Origin of the sequence: uncultured Veillonella sp. (assembly GCF_963551295.1) — a bacterium.
Lineage (GTDB): Bacteria > Bacillota > Negativicutes > Veillonellales > Veillonellaceae > Veillonella.
This window is the reverse complement of sequence record NZ_CAUVFT010000032.1, coordinates 1-21,718: the sequence shown is the minus strand read 5'-3', so window position 1 is coordinate 21,718 and position 21,718 is coordinate 1. Positions and strand designations below refer to the sequence as shown.

The 21,718-nt window shown below is 37.7% G+C and carries 24 protein-coding genes and 1 tRNA gene; 1 reads left to right on the top strand and 24 read right to left on the bottom strand.

What is annotated here, in order from left to right; genetic code table 11:
* The 24 genes from groL to recG form a co-directional block, all read right to left on the bottom strand.
* On the bottom strand, nt 1-1,169 hold a 1,169-nt coding region (gene groL, locus RYO55_RS08370; RefSeq protein WP_314985038.1), incomplete at its 3' end, for a chaperonin GroEL.
* Between the two features lie 112 nt (nt 1,170-1,281).
* Entirely contained in the window at nt 1,282-1,563 is a 282-nt protein-coding gene (gene groES / locus RYO55_RS08365) for a co-chaperone GroES (protein WP_004696047.1), read from the bottom strand.
* 131 nt (nt 1,564-1,694) lie between these two features.
* Nucleotides 1,695-2,273: an ANTAR domain-containing response regulator gene (locus RYO55_RS08360; protein WP_120054829.1), complete on the bottom strand. Its 579-nt coding sequence runs from the start codon at nt 2,271-2,273 to the stop codon at nt 1,695-1,697.
* Nucleotides 2,274-3,665, bottom strand: a complete 1,392-nt coding sequence (locus RYO55_RS08355) for a sensor histidine kinase (protein WP_314985035.1) — start codon at nt 3,663-3,665, stop codon at nt 2,274-2,276.
* A 2-nt stretch (nt 3,666-3,667) separates the two neighbouring features.
* Nucleotides 3,668-4,699, bottom strand: a complete 1,032-nt coding sequence (gene tsaD, locus RYO55_RS08350) for a tRNA (adenosine(37)-N6)-threonylcarbamoyltransferase complex transferase subunit TsaD (protein WP_314985034.1) — start codon at nt 4,697-4,699, stop codon at nt 3,668-3,670.
* Nucleotides 4,696-5,145 (bottom strand): ribosomal protein S18-alanine N-acetyltransferase, encoded by a 450-nt coding sequence (gene rimI, locus RYO55_RS08345; protein WP_314985033.1) that lies wholly within the window; start codon nt 5,143-5,145, stop codon nt 4,696-4,698. Before rimI ends, tsaD begins: the two co-directional genes overlap by 4 nt.
* Nucleotides 5,145-5,903 carry a tRNA (adenosine(37)-N6)-threonylcarbamoyltransferase complex dimerization subunit type 1 TsaB gene (gene tsaB / locus RYO55_RS08340; protein WP_314985031.1) on the bottom strand — a complete coding sequence of 253 codons (759 nt, stop codon included), beginning with the start codon at nt 5,901-5,903 and terminating at the stop codon, nt 5,145-5,147. The genes rimI and tsaB overlap by 1 nt, the downstream gene beginning before the upstream one ends.
* Nucleotides 5,887-6,381, bottom strand: coding sequence for a tRNA (adenosine(37)-N6)-threonylcarbamoyltransferase complex ATPase subunit type 1 TsaE (gene tsaE / locus RYO55_RS08335; protein WP_314985030.1), 495 nt, complete (start codon nt 6,379-6,381; stop codon nt 5,887-5,889). The genes tsaB and tsaE overlap by 17 nt, the downstream gene beginning before the upstream one ends.
* Nucleotides 6,371-7,351 (bottom strand): thiamine-phosphate kinase, encoded by a 981-nt coding sequence (thiL, locus tag RYO55_RS08330; RefSeq protein ID WP_314985029.1) that lies wholly within the window; start codon nt 7,349-7,351, stop codon nt 6,371-6,373. Before thiL ends, tsaE begins: the two co-directional genes overlap by 11 nt.
* Nucleotides 7,352-7,463: 112 nt before the next feature.
* On the bottom strand, nt 7,464-8,024 hold the full coding sequence (locus tag RYO55_RS08325) for a GerMN domain-containing protein (protein WP_314985027.1): 561 nt from the start codon (nt 8,022-8,024) through the stop codon (nt 7,464-7,466).
* A gap of 3 nt (nt 8,025-8,027) precedes the next feature.
* Entirely contained in the window at nt 8,028-9,125 is a 1,098-nt protein-coding gene (locus RYO55_RS08320; protein WP_120054837.1) for an N-acetylmuramoyl-L-alanine amidase, read from the bottom strand.
* Between the two features lie 244 nt (nt 9,126-9,369).
* A complete protein-coding gene (locus RYO55_RS08315) occupies nt 9,370-10,314 on the bottom strand; it encodes a ComEC/Rec2 family competence protein (RefSeq protein ID WP_302942619.1) in 945 nt (314 codons plus the stop codon).
* Nucleotides 10,311-11,888, bottom strand: a complete 1,578-nt coding sequence (locus RYO55_RS08310; protein WP_314985024.1) for an NAD(P)H-hydrate dehydratase — start codon at nt 11,886-11,888, stop codon at nt 10,311-10,313. Before RYO55_RS08310 ends, RYO55_RS08315 begins: the two co-directional genes overlap by 4 nt.
* A 1-nt stretch (nt 11,889) precedes the next feature.
* The gene (acpS, locus tag RYO55_RS08305) at nt 11,890-12,261 is read right to left on the bottom strand and encodes a holo-ACP synthase (RefSeq protein ID WP_295815222.1); all 372 of its coding nucleotides are present in this window, start codon (nt 12,259-12,261) and stop codon (nt 11,890-11,892) included.
* Nucleotides 12,262-12,329: 68 nt separating this feature from the next.
* On the bottom strand, nt 12,330-13,121 hold the full coding sequence (locus RYO55_RS08300; RefSeq protein WP_120054841.1) for a hypothetical protein: 792 nt from the start codon (nt 13,119-13,121) through the stop codon (nt 12,330-12,332).
* 94 nt (nt 13,122-13,215) lie between these two features.
* Nucleotides 13,216-13,299: transfer RNA gene (locus tag RYO55_RS08295), tRNA-Leu, on the bottom strand.
* 54 nt (nt 13,300-13,353) lie between these two features.
* Complete coding sequence (gene surE, locus RYO55_RS08290; protein WP_314985022.1) at nt 13,354-14,115, bottom strand: 5'/3'-nucleotidase SurE; 762 nt, start codon at nt 14,113-14,115, stop codon at nt 13,354-13,356.
* A gap of 17 nt (nt 14,116-14,132) precedes the next feature.
* The gene (locus RYO55_RS08285) at nt 14,133-15,395 is read right to left on the bottom strand and encodes a glycosyltransferase family 2 protein (RefSeq protein ID WP_287529076.1); all 1,263 of its coding nucleotides are present in this window, start codon (nt 15,393-15,395) and stop codon (nt 14,133-14,135) included.
* A 19-nt stretch (nt 15,396-15,414) separates the two neighbouring features.
* A complete protein-coding gene (pssA, locus tag RYO55_RS08280) occupies nt 15,415-16,086 on the bottom strand; it encodes a CDP-diacylglycerol--serine O-phosphatidyltransferase (RefSeq protein ID WP_314985020.1) in 672 nt (223 codons plus the stop codon).
* A complete protein-coding gene (locus tag RYO55_RS08275; RefSeq protein WP_314985018.1) occupies nt 16,079-16,720 on the bottom strand; it encodes a phosphatidylserine decarboxylase family protein in 642 nt (213 codons plus the stop codon). The genes pssA and RYO55_RS08275 overlap by 8 nt, the downstream gene beginning before the upstream one ends.
* Nucleotides 16,721-16,734: 14 nt before the next feature.
* Nucleotides 16,735-17,457, bottom strand: coding sequence for a WecB/TagA/CpsF family glycosyltransferase (locus tag RYO55_RS08270; RefSeq protein WP_012864466.1), 723 nt, complete (start codon nt 17,455-17,457; stop codon nt 16,735-16,737).
* Nucleotides 17,458-17,472: 15 nt separating this feature from the next.
* The gene (gene guaB / locus RYO55_RS08265) at nt 17,473-18,927 is read right to left on the bottom strand and encodes an IMP dehydrogenase (protein WP_314985016.1); all 1,455 of its coding nucleotides are present in this window, start codon (nt 18,925-18,927) and stop codon (nt 17,473-17,475) included.
* 76 nt (nt 18,928-19,003) lie between these two features.
* Complete coding sequence (locus tag RYO55_RS08260; protein WP_004696087.1) at nt 19,004-19,189, bottom strand: 4-oxalocrotonate tautomerase; 186 nt, start codon at nt 19,187-19,189, stop codon at nt 19,004-19,006.
* Between the two features lie 132 nt (nt 19,190-19,321).
* On the bottom strand, nt 19,322-21,364 hold the full coding sequence (gene recG / locus RYO55_RS08255; RefSeq protein ID WP_314985015.1) for an ATP-dependent DNA helicase RecG: 2,043 nt from the start codon (nt 21,362-21,364) through the stop codon (nt 19,322-19,324).
* A gap of 223 nt (nt 21,365-21,587) precedes the next feature.
* On the opposite strand from recG, the gene rpmB reads away from it, so the two are divergent.
* The coding region (rpmB, locus tag RYO55_RS08250) for a 50S ribosomal protein L28 (RefSeq protein ID WP_287540932.1) at nt 21,588-21,718 on the top strand (131 nt) is incomplete at its 3' end.

Below are 21,718 nucleotides of genomic sequence, written 5' to 3'. Positions count from 1 at the left end.
TTATCTTTCATTTCAACTTCTGTAGCAGCACCTACTTCGATAACTGCAACACCACCGGACAATTTAGCTAGACGTTCTTGTAATTTTTCACGGTCGAAATCAGAAGTAGTTTCTTCAACTTGTGCACGGATTTGGTTAATGCGTTTAGCAATTACATCTTTATCACCTGCGCCATCAATGATTGTAGTTTCATCTTTAGTGATGCGAACTTGACGAGCTGTACCAAGATCTTCAAGTTCTACAGAATCAAGCTTACGACCCATATCTTCAGTAATAACAGTACCGCCTGTTAAGATAGCGATATCTTCAAGCATAGCTTTACGACGATCACCAAAGCCAGGAGCTTTAACAGCTACAGCTTTGAATGTACCACGCAAACGGTTTACTACTAATGTAGCCAACGCTTCCCCTTCTACATCTTCAGCGATAATAAGAAGTTCTTTGCCTACTTTTACTACTTTTTCAAGTGTTGGCAACATATCTGCGATAGCACTAATTTTACGATCAGTAATCAAGATATATGGGTTATCCATAACAGCTTCCATACGATCAGGATCAGTTACCATGTAAGGGGAAATGTAACCACGATCAAATTGCATACCTTCTACTACATTTAATGCAGTTTGCAAGCCTTTGGATTCTTCAACAGTAATAACACCGTCATTACCAACCTTTTCCATAGCTTCAGCAATCAAACCACCGATTTCTTCGTCAGCAGCGGATACACTTGCAACTTGAGCAATTTCAGCTTTACCAGAAACTTTAATAGAGCGTTTTTTAATTTCTTCAACTAAAGTTTTTACTGCTGTTTCAATACCTTTTTTCAAAATCATTGGGTTAGCACCAGCTGCTACATTGCGCATACCTTCTTGAATCATAGCTTGTGCCAATACTGTGGCAGTAGTAGTACCATCACCTGCTACATCATTAGTTTTAGTAGCAACTTCTTTTACCAACTGAGCACCCATGTTTTCAAATGGATCTGGAAGTTCGATATCGCGAGCAATAGTTACACCATCATTTGTAATTGTTGGGGAGCCGAATTTTTTATCCAATACAACATTACGACCTTTTGGACCCAATGTAACCTTAACAGCATTTGCTAATTGATCAACGCCACGACCTAAAGCGCGACGAGCTTCTTCATTAAACAAGATTTCTTTTGCCATATGTATTACCTCCTAGATAGTAACACTATCCAATGTAACGAAATATATGTACCCTTAGGCAATATAGAATGTATCATCAGTTTTTATAGTCATGTAGACTATAAATTAGCGATTATAATACTGCTAAAATATCGCGTTCGCTAATAATCAAATGAGTAGCACCATCAATTTCTAATTCGCTACCAGCATATTTTGCGAACATAACAGTGTCGCCAACTTTAACTTCTGGAGCTACACGTTGACCATTGTCATATACTTTACCAGCACCTACAGCTACAACTACACCTTCTTGAGGTTTTTCTTTTGCTGTATCAGGAAGGAAGATACCACTTTTAGTTTTTTCTTCTTTTGCTTCTAGACGGATAAGAACGCGGTCAGCTAATGGTTTTAACATATAATGTCACTCCTTTTTACTAGTTAATCTCCATAATTTATTAGCACTCTAGCTCATCGAGTGCTAATTACAAGTATTATTATAACCGAAGTTAAAATAATTGCAAGTACTAATTTTGATTTTTTGACTTTTTAGATATTATTTGACTTATTAGACTGTTTAATAATGAGATTACATGTTTCTATAATAGATATTTGTTTATTCATACTTAAGGTGCGAATGCGATTATACGCTTCCGCTTCAGATATAGAATATAGTTCCATTAATATACCAGTTCCCATTTGAATGATTTTACGATCTTCTAATGACTGTTCTAGCTCAGCCATCTTTTCGCGCAACTGAGCATCACTTTTATAGCGACCTAAAGCCATCTCTAAGGAAGGAACTAACTGTTCCTCCCGTACTGGTTTAATTAAATAGCCATATACACCAGAATCTCGAGCCTTATCGATTAAATCTTGCTGGCTATAACTTGTTAATAATACTACAGGTGCTTCATGGTGAAAGCCAATTTGACGTGCCGCCTCAATACCATCTAATTCTGGCATTTTAACATCCATCAATATAATATCTGGCTTATGTTTTTTACAAAGTTCTAAAGCTTCAACACCATTTGTACCTTCTGCAACGACTTCATGACCACAAGACTCAATAATATCTCGTAAATCCATACGTATTAGAGATTCATCATCCACGATTAAAACGCGCATTTATGCCTCCTTCTTCATATGTATCGTCACCAATACACCTGTACCAGTATTTTCTATGGATAAACTACCCTTCAATTCGTGGGTAACTAAATTATTAATAATAGTTAGACCTAAACGTTTATTAGATGTGAAAGAAAAATTGCTAGGCAATCCTTTACCATTATCCGAAAAAGCTAGTTCGATACTCCCGTTTATATCCGTTGCAGTCAGATGAATTTGACCATTTCTACCATCTAAACCATGTTCTAAACTATTACTAATCAATTCATTGATTATGAGGGATACATAACTTGCCATATGAGAGGAGATTAATATGTCTTCGCCACTATAAGAAAAAGTAACCTCTTGGTCTTGTCGCACCATACTCATACGCAACAATCGACATAATTCATCGTAGATCGATCGTATACCAATATAGTCCTCATCGTAATGGGACACTATATCGTGAACAAGAGCCATACTTTCAATACGGTTAATCCCTTCTTGCAGTGCTTGCTTCACTTCTGGCAAACTGGAGCGTCTCGCTTCCATCCGCAATAAACCTGCTACAGTTTGTAAGTTGTTTTTTACACGGTGATGAATCTCTTTAATAATGGAGTTTTTTACTAATAATTCTTGTTGCTGTTTACTTTCACGCGTACAATCATGAAGCACCAAGAAGCAACGCGTTTCATTACGCCCCATAGCAATAGGAATCATATGCTGACGAATTACCATATCTTGATAGATTTCTTCATTTGTAAGTATACTTCTATCTAATAATACTTGTTGTATAGCGGACATCTTTAAGGTACTGCTAAGAATTGATGAACCTACCAAGCGACGATCAAAGCCTAATACATCTACTAACTTCATAGCTGCATCGTTAGCATACAGTATTTTATAAGTGTCATCAAAAATAATTAAACCATCAAAATAGGACATTGGTTCGTAAGACAGTATTTGTTCATCTGTAGCTGTCAGCATAAGACGTTGCATCGTATCAGACAGAACATATTCTTGCTCGTATTGTTCTATCTTAATAGATGATGACAATGTAAAAGATATTCCCCCAATAATACGCCCTCCATTGTCTACAATAGGAAAGACATGTTGCCGCTGCTTATCATCTAACCCGATAAGTGGTTGGCCATCTTTCATCATAGCATGCCACGTATGACTGCCTTTTAATTGACGTGTAATAATCCCATGATCACTGCGTTCTATGTATAGCATATCTGCACATTGTTGTGGTCTCTCACTTTGTCCTGTCTCTAATAGAGGTGTAAAAATCTGTATCCTTTGACGGGTTAAAGACTCGCCAAAGGATATAAGTTTACTAATATGCTCAAGTAATGAGGTTTGTAATGGTCCTAATGGTGTTCTATTTAAAATATCTTGACCAATATCCACAATTAATCCTCTTTCCAAGATACGTAACCAATTTCAACACTGGGCTTAGCATTTAGTGTTAAATCGGCAAATTTTCCAGCTTGTGCCATATAATAGGCTCGACAACCGATCATGGCCGCATTGTCAGTAGACAAAATTTTATGCGGTTTGTAATAAGTAAAACCTTCTTTTTCGCACATAGCTTCTAACGCTTTTTGTAAGCCTTTATTAGCTGATACACCGCCAGCGATGGTAATGCGACTTTCACCTAATGTATGTGCGGCATCTCTCGTCTTTTCTACTAACACATCAACAATGGCCTTTTGGAACGATGCGGCCACATCAGCTTGATTGATAGACTCATTCTTTTGTTGCTTACTATTTAAATAGTTCAGAACAGCGGATTTTAATCCACTAAAGCTAAATTCAAAATTACCAGGTTCACTTAAAGCCTTTGGAAATTCAATAGCCTCTGGATTCCCTTCGGTAGCAAGCGCATCAATATGAGGTCCACCTGGATAAGGGAATCCCATAACCCGTGCAATCTTATCAAAAGCCTCTCCAGCTGCGTCGTCACGTGTCTGTCCAAGAATATCAAATTCTTCATAGCCTTTTACATGAACTAGCATTGTATGTCCGCCAGATACAACAAGACTCAGAAATGGTGGTTCTAATTCAGGATTTGCTAAAAAATTAGCAAAAATATGACCTTCCATGTGGTGGACTGGCACCAAGGGAATACCTGTAGCAAAAGATAAACCTTTTGCAGCAGCTACACCAACTAATAAGGCCCCTACAAGACCGGGACCATACGTTACACCAATATGATTGATATCTTGTAAAGTCACATTTGCATCACGTAATGCTTGATCTATAACGGGTATTACTTGTTCTATGTGATGACGTGATGCAATTTCAGGTACAACGCCACCAAATTTTCTATGTATTGGCACTTGGCTTGAAATAACATTAGACAAAACAGTACGACCGTCCTTAAGGACAGAAGCAGAGGTTTCGTCACAGCTACTTTCCAAGGCTAATGTGTATATACTCATTCTATTTCCTCTGAAACGAGAGACATAATATAAGCATCTTCCGTAGGCTCTGAATAATAATCTTTACGAATTCCTTTTACAGAAAATCCTAAATTTCTATACATAGCCAATGCTGCAAGATTAGATATGCGCACCTCTAAGAAAATTTCTTTCATACCTCTCGTAAGACATTCATCTATTAATTGTTTTGTAAGTTCTGATCCGTATCCCTTACCTCGTGCGGAAGGAATAATGGCGATATTCGTAATTTGACCTTCATCGTATACGAGCCAAACACCTGCGTATCCAACAATTTGGTTCTCCTCACAAATTACCATATATAATTTATTTGATTCCCCTTCTAACTCAGCAAAAACAGATTCTAAACTCCAAGGAACAGAAAAAGACTTCTGTTCAATAGCATAAATAGCTTGAGCATCATCTATGGTAGCTAAACGAATCTCCATTATTCTGCTCCTGCTGCCTCAGTAACTACAACTGTAGGATTTTGGTTCAACATTTCAGGATTATTTTTATGGCGTTCTTCCCATAACACTTCTGCTTCTGAGCGTCGAATATAATAAGGAACCATATCCATAGGGTCAGAACTCTCTTCAGAGACTACCAATCTACGGCCAGCCAGTAATAGAGAACTAGCTTTTGGAACACGTTGCGATATATCTAAAATCGTTAAATGTGTATCACTTTCATCGAGTAGCTTCTCTATTCGCTTGACGCCATCCCCAAGAAATACTACATGTTCTTCAGATGCTCGGAGTCGATCTAATAAATCATTAGCAGCAATGACAAAAGGCTCCTCTTTGCAGACTAATTCATTACCATCATATTTGTAGATACTTGCATAGACATGTTTTTTTTGAGCATCAATAACGGTACAAATCGTGCGGTCCGTATAAACTACATTACGAGCTAAACTGTCCATGGTCATTACGCCATATAAAGGAATTTGTAAGGCATAAGCCATAGCTTTAGCTGTCCCCATACCGATCCGTAAACCAGTAAAAGAACCAGGCCCAATGCTGACCATAATACCTTTTAATTCACTTTTTTCAACTTGAGAGGCTCGTAATAGCATATCAATATGAGGTACCAACTGCTCAGAATGAGTCAATCCAGCTTGAATGGTCAATTCCCCAATTAGGCAACTTTCATCCATTAAAGCCACACTCGACACGAGTGAGCTCGTCTCAATTCCCAACCACATATGGGCCTCCTATTTCTACTAAATCATCCGCTGTAAGGTAATCACTAGCTAATGTAATGGAACGGCTTGTATCGTCAATGCGCGTTAAATAAATCCATAACGTTTCATCAGGTAATTCATGAGGGAATTTATCGGCCCATTCTACAATGGATACGCATTCTTCCGTATATTCATAGAAGCCAATATTTTCCAGTTCACTAACATCTTCCAAGCGATATACGTCAAAATGATATAAATGAGTTCGATTCACATCATAGGTATTCATGATAGCAAAAGTGGGACTTGTAATTTCTTCAGTAACTCCAAAGCCCTTTGCAATACCTTGCGACAAATGTGTTTTCCCTGTCCCCAAGTCACCAATTAAGGCTATACAAAGAGAATCCCCATTATGTTTAATCCATTCGCCTAATAGTTGGCCAAATTGTTGTGTATCTTCTACTGTATGAGTCTCTAATTGGACCTGAACCTTATCCTTCATGAAAATGATTATATCCTTTCGCTTCTATGTCCTTAATCGTTTTATCGGATGTTACCATTTGAACCCGAGGAGGGCCAGATAAAACTTCTCCAATCAACGTAATGCCTGCTAACTTTTCTAATTCCGAAAGTAATGATTTTGGTGCTGTAAAGACTAACTGAAAGTCTTCACCACCATATAAAGCATAATCTACTGGATTAGTTTGTAAATGCTTAGCTAATGCGTAAGTCTCCTCATGTAGAGGAATTGCTTGTTCTTCGATTACAATGGATACATTACTAGCTGCAGCAATTTCATTCAATTCACTACCTAGTCCATCGCTAATGTCATTCATACTATGGATACCAAGCAGTCGCAATTTTTGCCCCAATTCAATCTGTGGTTCAGGACGTTGATGCCCCACTTTGGTCATATCATAGCCTACTAAATTATATGATAACGCACCTAAACCTGTAGCTGCATAGCCTACATAGTTTGTAAGACCAACAACGTCTCCTACTTTCGCACCACTTCGCATAACCGCAGTACCTTTAGGAACCTCTCCGATAATTGTTACAGTCCAAACCATGGGGCCTTTCGTACGTACCGTATCTCCACCCAATATATTGAGTTGATACCGCATACATTGATCTTTAATTCCCCTATAAATTTCATCAAGAATTGCTGTATCAATATGGTCTGGTACAGCAAGAGATAATACAATTTGTCTAGGAATGCCACCCATAGCCGCAACATCACTCAAATTAGCCGTCATAAGGCGATACCCTACATCATAGGGCTTCATATAGTGAAAGCTAAAATGAATACCTTCTACCATCGTGTCAGTGCTTATCAATTGCTCTGTATTTTGTTCAGTTTTATAAATAGCACAATCATCACCAATACCGTACACTACGGTATTAGGGTTGTAAATCGTGTTATTTTGAATTTGACGAATGAAATTAAATTCCCCAACATCTTTTAATTGCATCTGATCACCTAGTTTCCTATTATTACTTATTGTATTGTAACATATATAAAAGACAACAAAAATAGCAGATAGTTGATATATCAACTATCTGCTATAAATGTTCCTAAAAGAATTATTTTTTAATTAGATTCGTCATTCTCTTAACAGGTTCTTTAGTATCAAAGGAGCCTACAGTTGGAACCTTTTTACCATTATTGACGAATAGAACACCATTAATATTATCAAAGGATGTCAACGTATTTACAATGGCAGCCATTTGTAACTTAACAGTTAAATCTCCTCCATTACCCTTTATGAATGCATCATTTACTTCAACAGAAGCAATGCCATCTTTTACAGTAACAGATGTAATTTCAATATCCTTAGAGAACACTGGATATTTTTGTGCTCTATCGGCATTTAACATCGCTAAAAGAGCTGCTTTAGGCGTAACTTTATTCGCCTCTATCTCAACGGTAGTTTGTTTTACCCCAGAACCATCCTCTGTAGGAACAAAGAAGGCCATCTTAACTTTTTCTTGAGATACTTTACTTGTTTCTGCATCCTTATTGACTTTCGTCTCTTGCGCAGGTTCACTTTTACCTGTTGTAGGAGCTTGTTCATGTGTACAACCCACTACAAATGCCAGCATACCTACACAGAGAATCGATAGAACTTGTTTACGTAATTTCATCGATTAACCTCCAAAGTAATTAGCAATACCATTTGCAATGCGGTTAGCAAAGTCTTCTTGAGTTTGAGGAGATTGTAGCACACGTTCCTCATTAGGGTTAGAAATAAAACCAAGCTCTACAAGAATTGCAGGCATATTAGAATGTCTCAACACGTATAAGTTACCTTCTTGAATGCCACGATCACCATTGAAACCAGGTGTGTTAGCAATTTGAGATTGTACCTTTTGCGCTAATCGAGCATCGTTACCGGTTTTGCTATAGTAATATGTTGCAATACCACCAACGCTAGGATTATTAAATGCGTTGATATGAACGCTTACAAGAGCATCAGAATTGCTACGGTTAGCCACGTTAACACGAGCCCCCAATTCATCAACACCACTTGCATTAGGGCCATATACATCTACATCAGTAGTACGAGTCATAAGCACTTTAGCACCACGATTTTCTAAAGATTTTTTCAAATACATAGAAATCGGTAGTGTAATGTTTTTCTCTTGTACACCGTGAGGTCCAATAGCACCTGAATCACTACCACCATGTCCTGGGTCAATAGTAATTGTTTTACCAGATAAACCGCCACTAGTAGAGTATTTACCAGATTCTGTAGATACATTTTTTGCTGGATGCGCAGATTGAGATGGCTTTTTACCATAGTAAGCGGGCTTAGCTGCAACACCTTTTTTCTGAACATCAACAACGATACGATACGGTTTCTTATTAACCGTATCTTTTTTCAAGGAAAAAACCTTTACATCACTAGTATCAATAGATGAAGGTGTCTTGATTGTTACTTTAACATCTCTGCCATCTTGTGAAAGTTTGGCAGAGCTAGCAATAGCCGAGTCCATAGAAATGTTCTCTTTAGCCGTCTTTAGCTTTGTATTTTTTAAAGTAACAGTCGTAGTTTTCCCATCTTTGCTAATTGATGCAGACGCCTTTATAGGTGCCGATAAGTCCATAACAATACGAACATACGGTACAGGTGCATCTGTTCTAGTCACCCATCGAGCATCTTCTAAATTAGCTGCCTTTGCTTGCGTCAATAATAAAGGTATTGCCATCAAGACTGCAAGGCACATAAAAAATAGTTTACGCAATACATTCACTCCAATCTAACTGACATACATAGTGTCCAAACCATAGAGATGAGTCGATGATATTTTTATCTATCAAAATCTCATCGTTCCAATCTATCCATAAACTAATGTTAGATTATAAATAGATTATTTCATACAAACATGAAGATTAGTATGCCGATTACACATATTACTATATAAAGACCTTATTCAGAATACACAAAAAACAGTTTCATAAAATTATTTTTTGTATAAGTAATCAAAACTAACGTTCAGTTGTAATTTGCCATTCATTCCCATCCGTACTAATATGAATACGACCCATCGTATCTGTACGGTAAATAGCAATATTATTTTCCTGTAAACGACGTAATGTCACATCGTGAGGATGACCATACTTATTATACATGCCATTTGAAATTAATGCACTTTCAGGCTTAATAGATTTCAAAAAATCTTCAGAGCTACTTGTACGAGAACCGTGATGACCTACCTTAAGAATACGAGAAAACAATCTAGAATTCTGCTCTTTTATAAGTTTTTTCTCTTCTTGTAATTCAGCATCACCCGTAAAGAGCATAGAAAATTTACCGAAGATTAATTTACCTACAATAGAATTATTATTAAGATCTGTCTCTCCTTTTTTATCAGTCAAAGGTTCAACCCAAGGAGCATATACTACAAAGACAGCACCATGTCCAAAATCAACTACATCTCCACTTCTCAAAGTAGTTCGTTGAATTTTATTTTTCTCAATCCATTTTTCATAGGTTTTGTACATATTATTATCAACAGCAATACCATCATCATATACATGTTCAATAGGCATAGCCTTTGCAATAGCATAAAAACCACCCATATGATCAGCATGAGGATGCGTGATAATAATATTTTTTAACTTTGTTACACCCATAGTTTTAAGTTGAGCTACAATATTTTCACGATGTTCTATGTCACCAGTATCGATCATGCTATACTCATCGCCTACCTTAAGTAATATAGCATCCCCCTGACCAATATCTAGCATATATACATCTAGCTTACCTTCAGGGACAGTCGTTTTAGTATCGATAGAGTAAGCCCCATTAGCATTAGTAGTTACTTGATTTGCTGCGTTTGCTACATCATTATTTGTGCATCCTGCAATGGCGAAGATAGGAATACATAATACTAGCAAGAAAGCTATAAAGCGTTGTATTATATTTGTCATTCATAATCTCCCAATAATTCACTAATAACACAGCCTAAAGAAGCACTGACATCACTCGGAGTATAACCCCAACTCTTTGTTTCATTCAGAATATCTGCACTACGACTATGTACATATACACCTAGAACAGCACTATCTTGTAGTGAATAACCCTGACTTATAAAACCAGCAATTACACCAGTCAGCACATCGCCCATACCGCCAGTCCCCATGCCCGCATTACCGATAGTATTTACATACACTGTTCCATCAGGTAATGCCACAATTGAAGGAATTCCTTTTAGTACAAGAATAACTTGATGAGCCTTAGAAAATTCTCTAGCCAACGTAATATAATGACGCTCAATCCATTTAATAGGTAAATCAATAAGTCTACTAAATTCACCTAAATGAGGTGTCATGACACAATATGGAAGTTCTCTTTCTACTGCATATGCAGACTCAATATCACCATCTCGCAAAATATCTTTATCAATACAACCAACATGTCCCAATGCATACAAAGCATCAGCATCTAGTACTAATGCTCCTTCGTAAGCATCTAAAATATGATCTACTAAATCACAATTTTCATGGATGCGACCTAACCCTGGTCCCATAGCAACAACTTGGCGACAATCAAAAAGTTCTTTATTATTCTCTGTAGAAGTAACCATCACCTCAGGTATGACACGACTTTGTACAACCTGCTTGATTATTTGGGGCACGGCCAATGTTACCTTACCAGCACCGCTATGAACTGCAGCTTCAGCAGCTAAAATAGGGGCGCCTATCATATCATTTGATCCACCAATAATTAAGGCATTCCCATTAACGCCTTTATGTGCTATTGGAATGCGGTAGTTGATAATCTTTTCGGCTAAATCAGAATCGATGGTTATAGTTTTAGCCTGCTCGCCAAGAACTTGTTGCCAAGGAGCTCCCAATGGGGCGACCACAGCAATCCCACCTACAGCCTTTCCAGGATATAATAATAAACCTTGCTTAATAGCTCCAAAAGTAACAGTATAATCATAGGTCAATGTGCCTTCCGCTATTTGACCAGTAGTAGCATCTAAGCCAGCAGGTACATCAATAGCCCACAAATCAAAATTATACTGACTACGCATAGTATCAATATCATGCAATATATCGATAGTCAAGTCTCTTAACCTTCCAGTTAAGCCTGTTCCCATGATACCTTCCACCGCGATGGCTACATTGGACCAATCATTGAATTCATCATACATATCGATGATACAGCCCATAGATTCGCAACGCTCAAGTTGCATTGCAAAAAGCTCACTACACTTGTTTGTATCTCCTACTAGTGCAATTTGTACTGATACACCTTGCTCCATCAAATGACGAGCCGCTACAAGACCATCTGCCCCATTATTACCCGTACCACATATGAATAAAACAAAACTATTTATGGAACGACCATTATTCAGGGAAAACAAATCGTATTCTCCCCATAAAGCATCTACGATACCACGTCCAGCATTTTCCATGAGGATTTCTAAAGAAACTCCTAATTGCTTAGGAACCTCTTGATCTATAAATCGAGCATCTTCAGTTGTTAAAATATTCATCTTATGCTCCTTCAAGTATGACTGTACTCATTGCATAATCCTTGCAATGACTAATAGACACATGAATATCAGTATAGCCTGATGTTTCGTAAATATCTTTGAAAGTATCTTGTAAACGAATTAAAGGCCCCCCCCATTCGTTATGATAAATTTCTATATCTTGCCATGATCCATGTCTCATCCCTGTGCCTAAAGCTTTAATAAAAGCCTCTTTTGCAGCATATATACCTGCAAAGGATTCGTAACACCCTTTATTCCTACTTTTACAATATTCAATCTCATGAATCGTATAAATACGCTCTTTAAATGAACTTGATTTTTCTATAGCTTGACGGATACGATCAATCTCTATAATATCATTCCCTAATTTCATAATAGCTCCTAAAATACCCTAACACTATTATTATACACTCATAAAGGTGATAAAAACATAAGTAATATCTAGACATTTACCGAAAATGGTAAGCTAGACAAACTATAAATTTCAACTTTACCTTTACGATTAACCGCCATATACATTTGACCATTTCGACAATCCATGTCTTCTACTTCCATTCCAGAAGCATAAGGGCTAATATTTTTAACAACTCCCTCTTCATCGACATATACAAAGGTTGTCAAAGTTGTAAATAAAGTATTTCCATTAGATGCGTAAGCACCGTTATTATTTAAGTTTGTATGATTAGCATTAATTTTATAAGAACGAATACGATTAAAATTAGAGTCGTAATAATTAATTGTCCGTTCAGAGTTTGTTAAAGGCACAATTGATACATATTCATCGCGTACTTTATCATATGCAAAATTAAAAACTTTCTCTTTTAGTTTAATAGGCGCTTCAACAATCATGCTATCCGCTTCAATAGGAGTAAGGTTATATCCATCTACAACAGCATTTGTTGTATAGTAACGATTATTGACAGAATTATAAGTTAAGGTATTCATATGACCTAATAAACTTTTATGACTATACTCATATTTCGCAACAACAGTAAAGGTTTTAGGGTTAATTTCATAAATGATTTGCTTTGTATTATCAGAATTAATACAAGCTAAAACAAAAACGTCTTTTTTAGAATTATAACAAAATCCTTGACACTGATTTACAGATCCATCTAATGGTATTTCTGCCAAGCGAGATAATGGCAATGGCATCTGTACAGCGCTAACCTGTTGAGTAAGTTTAGGAATATCAAAGATATTTGTAATATAATCAATTACACCTTGATCCATACTGTCACCTCATAAAATTAATAATGTATATTATGGTATATAAATTCATAAATATAAAAATAGGCGGTAAGACAAAAGTCTTACCGCCTAATGTTGGTGCCGGAGGTGGGACTTGAACCCACACGGTGTTACCCGCTTGATTTTGAGTCAAGTGCGTCTGCCATTCCGCCACTCCGGCGTATCGGAACATTTGTTATTATACAGACATCCCTAAGCAATGTCAACATATTTTTTATATTTCATCTAAAATATTTTGAACCGTTTTCATATCTGTATCACATTGTTGTTTCCATGTAAGTGCGACACCTGTAATATAACCTTTACGGGCAAATTCTACATCGGTAGGAACACTTTCAGCACCATAGTCTAGCTCGCCAGCTAACCAATAATAATCCTGTCCTCTTGAATTGATGCGAGCTTCGATAATATTACTATAGGTTTGTAAGCCTTGGCTCACCATTTTAAAATGGTCCCAATCACATGCACCACGTAATGGGAAGTTCACATTTAGTAAACCGCTAAACTGGCCCGCCACATAAACTTTCTCAATCAATTCATGTATAAATGGATGCATCTCGTCTCCCCGTTCAACAGAATACCTCTCAACAGATAATGCTAAACCAGGAATACCATAGAAACAACTTTCCATAGCTGCCGAAACAGTGCCGGAATACAATACATCAGAGCCTAAATTAAACCCATGATTAATGCCAGAAATTACAAGATCTGGCATATCATCAGTCAATAAATAACTAAGACCGAACTTCATGCAATCGGACGGCGTTCCCGTTAGAGCATAAAGGCGAGGATTTTCATCCTCGCCATTGTAAGCATCTAGTTTCAATGGAACCTCGGTCGTCAATGCATGGGATTTAGCACTTTGCTCATTAGCAGGTGCTACAACGGTAATTCTATAATATTGACTTAAATACGATGCAAGATGACGTAAACCATCTGCTAAAATGCCATCGTCATTACACATTAAAATATGCATAGTCACTCCTATAGATTCTATTTTTCATTCTTATTCATATTGCCCATACGTGTTAATTTAACATCATCTAATCCCACGGCTCTCGTATGGACTGTATGAGACCATACCTTATTATGACGGCGGAACCAACCTAGGATATTTACTGGAATCCAAGAATATACGAATAATGGATATAGTAAATAATAGAACCAAATCTTTGGTGGTACCTTGATTTTCAATAATACGATTAACGGGAATAAGTATTGCCCCACACCTATAATTGTCCACACAGACATAGGCATAATTTGATACAAAATATTTGTATAGATTGGAGTATACGCATTGATGTAAGACAGTACCAAATATATAGTTGTTAACAACAAGAAATAAGGTTGACTCACTTGGAAGATACCATCCAAAATCATGATATTCCCTGTTTTGATACCAATAGCAAATAATTTAGGAATATATCGACCCGCACAGTCAAATTGCCCCTGAGCCCACCGTAAACGTTGTCTGCAAGAAGCCATCATAGTTGTAACCTTTTCATCGTATACGATAGCATCATGCCCCCAACAAGTACGGATACCATGAGTTAATAGCTTCATGGAAAATTCCATATCTTCGGTTAAGCTATTGCAATCCCAACCGTATTCGCGAATAATAGATGTACGAATACACATGCCTGTACCACCTAAAGCCGTAGATAAACCAAGACGATATTTTGCTAAATGCCACATATGGTTAACCATCCAAAAGGCGATGGAGAACGTACCTGCAACCCAAGAGTCAGTTGGATTTTTAGAGTTCAAGTAACCTTGAATTACAGACTCACCTTTTTCAAGATGATCATTCATTTCTAACATAAATTGAGGGTGTACTAAATTATCGGCATCAAAAATTAGGAATGCATCATATTTCCGATCCATTTGTTCTACCCGATCAAACATCCACCCCATGGCATAACCTTTACCTATTTCTTGTTTATTTTCACGTACATGTACATTAGCGCCAGCAGCACTTGCTACTTCCGCAGTCTTATCTGTACAGTTATCGGCAACTACAAAAATATCATATAGATCATCTGGATAGTCTAGGCCACGTAAGTTTTTAACTAACTCACCAACAACGGCTTCCTCATTGTGAGCACATACAACGATGGCAAAGGAATTTTTAGGGGTATAGTTTTTATGTACTCGCGACCGCCACATACCAACAACGGCGAGTATAAAATAATAAACCGTATATATAACGATTATTACCTGCATAGGGATCAGTAATAGATCCAGTAGGTAATTCATACTATTCTCCTCCACACATCTATTTACGTACTATATTTAAAGCTCCATTAATGAGCCCAAACATCACATAGCCTGCAAAAATCATAACAGCCCAGGTATGCCAATCATACACGACACAAGCTATAACAAAGATGGCTGTAAGTACAATAGAAAGTTTATTGATATAAATCGCACTTTTACCTTTAAAGTCAGGATATTTAATTTCACTAACCATTAGGAAACCTACACCAATCATGCAAAATACCAATACGAATTGAGGTACTGATACTCCACACAATACATAAGTCGCTGCTAAGCAACCTGCAGCTGGAATTGGTAAACCTTCAAAATAGCCATGAACTTCGTCAGTTTTAATATTAAAACGCGCTAAACGAAATGCACCAAGTACTGCAAATGCTAGTAATGGCACATATGCAACCCAACCTAAACCGTACAATTCTTTCATATAGAGCATGTAAGCAGGTGCTACACCGAATCCCACTACATCAGACAAAGAATCTAATTCACGGCCCATTGGACCGGCAACGTCTAAGGCTCTTGCTACGCGACCATCTAAGCCATCTGCTACTAGGGATAACAATATACATATAGCAGCACAGAAAGTATTACCCGTAGCAGATAAGGTGATACCAAGAACACCAAAGGCTAAATTTGCACTTGTAAATAAATTTGGGATAATAGATTTATTCATGTCGTAACCTCCCGATAATAGTGTCACCGCCTGTAATATGTTGACCTTTTTTCACGAACAGCTCTACATCCTTATCCATATAGAGCTCAGTACAGGAACCGAATTTAATCATCCCGTACAACTGACCGCGTTCAAGTACACTATCTAGGTCAGTCCAAGATACGATACGTCTTGCTAAAAGACCCGCAATTTGCGTTACTAATACGGAAGTACGATCATTTTCAATACAAATAGTATGACGTTCATTTTCAAAACCTACATCATCTTTGAAAGCGGGTAGGAAACTACCCATCGTATAGTGACGATATGTAATTCTACCATCAATAGGCGCACGATTAGCATGCACATCAAAAACAGATAAGAAAATAGTTACTTTTTTACATTCTTTGTGTAAGTAAATATCTTCGTATACATCAGAAATATCCATGATTTTACCGTCCGCTGGGGATAAAATCAAATCTGGATCTTGAGGGATTACACGTTTAGGATTTCTAAAGAAATTGACGAAAAATAATGCCAAAATAAATGAAATAATCGCAATTACATAATGTCCTAAATATCCTAACACCACAGTGATAATGAGCATAGCTCCTATCAGAGGAAACCCTTCCTTAATTATTGGTCCTGTAGGCACGATTCAACACTCCTCTATTTATTTCTAATAACGGTCCACATAAACTTTGGAATAGCCAACATGCGGCCAATCCGTTGAGGTTCTAAATATAATCGATACAACCATTCAAGTCGATTTTGTTGCATCCATTCTGGGGCCCGAGGAATATTACCTGCCAAGACATCAAAGGAACCACCAATTCCGATGGCAACTACGCCATCGAGGTGACTCAACTTTTCTGCAATCCATTGTTCTTGCTTTGGCACACCTAAGGCAACAAATACCAATTTTGCCTTAGAATCAGCTATAGATTTAATGATTTCTTGTTCCTCTGCACTATCAAAGAATCCGTCATGAATTCCTGCTATATTTAATACACCTACCTGAGCAGATACATTATCAATCGCTCGTTGAGCAACACCTGGTGCCGCCCCCAAGCAGTATACAGGAATTTGATGAGTCGCCGCAACTTTAAACAATTCCTTAGTTACGTCTACGCCTGTTACACGTTCAGGCACATGTTCTCCTTGACGCTCTGCAGCCCACAAAATGCCAGCCCCATCGGGAACGACGAGACTAGCATTATTCAATATGGAGTGCAATGTAGGATTTTCATTAGCCAACATAACCATTTCTGCATTAGCCGTTGCTACTAAATGTAGCCCCGGCTGTTCAGTTAATTGTAAAATACGTTGGACTGCCTCATCCATTGTGACACAATCAATAGGCACAGATAAAACAGAAATACGTTTATTCAATGTAATACTCCATTATCAACCACTATAATTTGGTGCTTCAACGGTAATGCTTACATCATGCGGATGACTTTCTTTCAAACCAGCAGCTGTAATTTGAATGAATTGAGTGTTTTCAATCATTTCTTGGATGTTATGACATCCGCAATACCCCATACTTGCACGCAAACCACCAACCATTTGGAAAATTGTATCGGCCAACATACCTTTATATGGTACTCGACCTTCTATACCTTCAGGAACTAATTTCTTAGCTTCTGTTTGGAAATATCGATCTTTACTACCAAGTTTCATAGCCCCTAAACTACCCATGCCACGGTATACTTTATAAGAACGGCCTTGATAGATTACTGTTTCTCCAGGGCTTTCATCAGTACCGGCTAAAATATTGCCCATCATAACTACATTAGCACCAGCCGCAATAGCTTTAGCAATATCACCAGAATATTTGATACCCCCATCAGCGATGATAGGAATTCCATAGCGACGACCTACTTGGGCAGACTCATAGACTGCCGTAATTTGAGGTACCCCAATACCAGCAATGACACGAGTTGTACAAATAGAACCAGGTCCAATACCAACCTTAACCGCATCGGCACCAGCTTCGATAAGAGCCTCAGTGCCTGCTGCAGTTGCCACATTACCTGCAATTACAGGAATGTGAGGATACGCATGTTTAATATCCTTCAACGTACGAAGAACACCTGCAGAATGCCCATGGGCAGTATCAACAATAATTACGTCAGCTTTAGCAGATATAAGAGCATCAAGTCTATCATATAAATCTTGAGAAACACCTACTGCGGCACCAACTAATAATCGGCCACTACCATCCTTTGCTGCATTTGGATATTTGGTCGCTTTTTCAATATCTTTAATCGTAATTAAGCCTTTTAAGTTACCATCGCCATCTACAAGAGGTAATTTTTCAATACGATGTTCACTTAAGATAGCTTTAGCCGCATCAAGAGATGTACCTTCCGGTGCAGTAACAAGGGAATCTTTTGTCATGCACTCCCCGATTTGTCGGCTTAAATCAGTTTCAAAACGCATATCGCGATTTGTAATGATCCCTACTAGTTTACCATGTTCTGTGATAGGTACACCAGAAATTTTATATTTTTCCATAATTTCTGCTGCATCAGATAGTAAATTTTGAGGACTTAAGAAAATAGGATCAACGATAACACCATGTTCAGAGCGTTTTACCTTGTCAACTTCATGAGCTTGCTCTTCAATAGACATATTTTTGTGGATAACGCCAAGACCTCCTTCACGAGCCATAGCAATCGCCATCCGTGATTCGGTAACCGTATCCATCCCAGAACTAATCATAGGAATATTTAATGTAATGTCACGAGTTAATTGAGTTTTTAACTCTACTTGATTAGGCAGTATATCAGAAGCTGCTGGTATTAATAATACATCATCAAAAGTTAGTCCACGCATACCGAATTTATCGTCTCTCATATTTCTTTCCTTTCCGTATAATAAAACAAAACTACGACCCGCCTAGTCCCTATGGACTAGGCGGTCAGTCGTAGCCTTAGCGTTCAGACCGCAAAATGCCGCCTTCCATATAATCATCTTTTTTCATATCTACGAAGATAACTTTTACTGCATCAGCAGGAACATTTACGATATCAACCGCAGCTTTTGTGATTGCTTCACCTAATTGTTTCTTTTGTTCTTTTGTGCGCCCTTCTACAAGCTCTACATGAATAATTGGCATATTAACCTCCATAGATGAAAAAATGAAATAAATTGTTTGTTCTATTATACGGTATGAGGAACATATAGACAAGGGAAAAAGCCAGATAAAATCTAATATTATCTATACTTATGTACTTATTATTCCTACCTCTTAATTATACAATATTCTTAGGAATTTTTCACCAAATCTTTTTTCTAATTCTTCTTTCATGACAGATTCTAATTTTTCTATTCCAAATTGATTTGCAAAATCTAGTACATCCTTACGAGCCTGTACTAAAATTTCAATATCTTTAATGATATTTGCAACGCGTAAATCTGGCAGCCCCGATTGAGCTAAACCAAATAATTGACCAGCTCCGCGAAGCAATAAATCTTGCTCTGCAAGTTCAAATCCATCTTGAATCTGTTCCATAAGTTTTAAACGTTCTTGGCTTACATCATTTTTAGAATCACTAACAAGAATACAGTAGGATTGATGAGTGCCACGTCCTACACGGCCTCTCAGCTGATGTAATTGAGAGAGCCCAAATCGCTCTGCCCCTTCAATGCACATAATAGTCGCATTTGGAACATTAACACCAACTTCGATAACTGTAGTAGAAACAAGTAATGAAATTTTACCCTTATGAAAGGCATTCATCACTTCATCTTTTTCACTCGGCTTCATACGACCGTGAATGAGACCCACTTCATAGGCCTTATAAAAATACTCTTTTAATTCTAGATACAATTCCTCGGCGGCTTGTAAGTCTAATTTTTCGGATTCTTCTACAAGAGGGCACACCACGTAAATCTGACGCCCCTCTGCCATTTCCTTGCCGAAGAAAGTACGTAATCTATCTTTATAAGAACTATCTACAACATATGTTTTAACAGGTTTGCGACCTGGTGGCATTTCTTTAATTAAGGATACTGCCAAATCACCATATACGGATAATGTCATGGTACGAGGGATTGGTGTAGCCGTCATAATAAGTACATGAGGATATGTTCCCTTCTGTTGCAATCTTGCCCGTTGGTCTACACCGAAGCGATGTTGCTCATCGATGATAACAAGTCCTAAGTTATGAAAATTAACACCTTCTTGAATAAGAGCATGCGTTCCAATGATCATATGGATACTGCCATCTGCTAAGCCCTCATAGATGCATTCTTTCTCTTTTTTCGTAGAGGAGCCTGTTAACAGTTCTATGGTAATACCTAAATTAGCACATACAGTTCGTATCCCTTCGTAATGTTGAGCCGCTAGAATCTCCGTAGGAGCCATCAATGCCCCCTGATACCCATTTTCAATGGCTTTTAATAAACTCAAGGTAGCAACAATAGTTTTACCAGAGCCTACATCACCTTGCAACAACCTTTGCATAGGTCGTTCGTCTTCCATATCAATACAAATATCCTCTAACGCTCGTTGTTGATCACCCGTTAAGGAAAACGGTAAATTCTCTATACACCGAGTCATTAGTTCCCCGTTTTGTCCCATTTTAGGACCTCTGTGGCATTGCTCTTTATTTCGCAATAAAGCTAAGCCAGCTTGCATGACGAACAACTCTTCATAGGCCAATTGATGGCGAGCCTCTTCGTAGCGCTCAGAAGAATCTGGGAAATGCATCATCTTAAAAGCATCATATCGACTCATATAATGATGGGCTTCACGAACCTCTTTAGGTAAAATCTCTGGTAATTCATGATTAGCTGCAAACCAATTGCGTACAGATGAACGCACCACAAATTGAGATACTCCATCAGCAAGTGCATAAATAGGTACGATACCTCGATCAGGTTCACCACCGTCTCCTAAATTTTCCATTTGAGGTGTATTCATTTGCATGGAACCATATTGAAACTCAGCTTTACCATACGCATATAGACGCTGCCCCTTTTTGTAAAAGTTCTTTCTATACCCTTGATTAAACAAAACAATCTTTAAAGGACCTGTGCCATCTGCAATAACGACCTCTAAAATAGACAATCGAGGACGAGGGCGTTTTTCTTGTACGGCAATAACAGTACCTACCACACCGCCTGTCATACCTGATTTTAAATCACCAATTCTATAAATCGTACGGCGGTCTTCATAGGTTCTAGGGAAGTAAGTCAATAAGGATGTAACATTGGTAATTCCCAACTTATGCAATTGTTTCTCCCGACCAGGACCAATTCCCTTTATAGTCGTCAATCGTTCATCCATAAAAACTCCTTTAAATATACGATAAACACATGAGATATATCCAATTTATGTATATCCTTGTGCAAAAGCCCTCTCATATCTTAGAATATGATATATAGTATACCTTATATTGTAGTATATTTCATAAAAAGAGCAATATGTACGACAAAAACACTTGCTTTAAGCTATTCTTTATGATAATATACTTTTGTTATGTTATAGATTAAGCTTGGAGGTGGAAACTATGGCAAACCTTTGCGAAGTATGTGGTAAATCCACATCTAGCGGTATGAACGTGAGTCATTCTCACATTCGCACAAGAAAAACTTGGAAACCGAACATTCAAAGAGTACGGGCGGTTGTAGACGGTGCTAC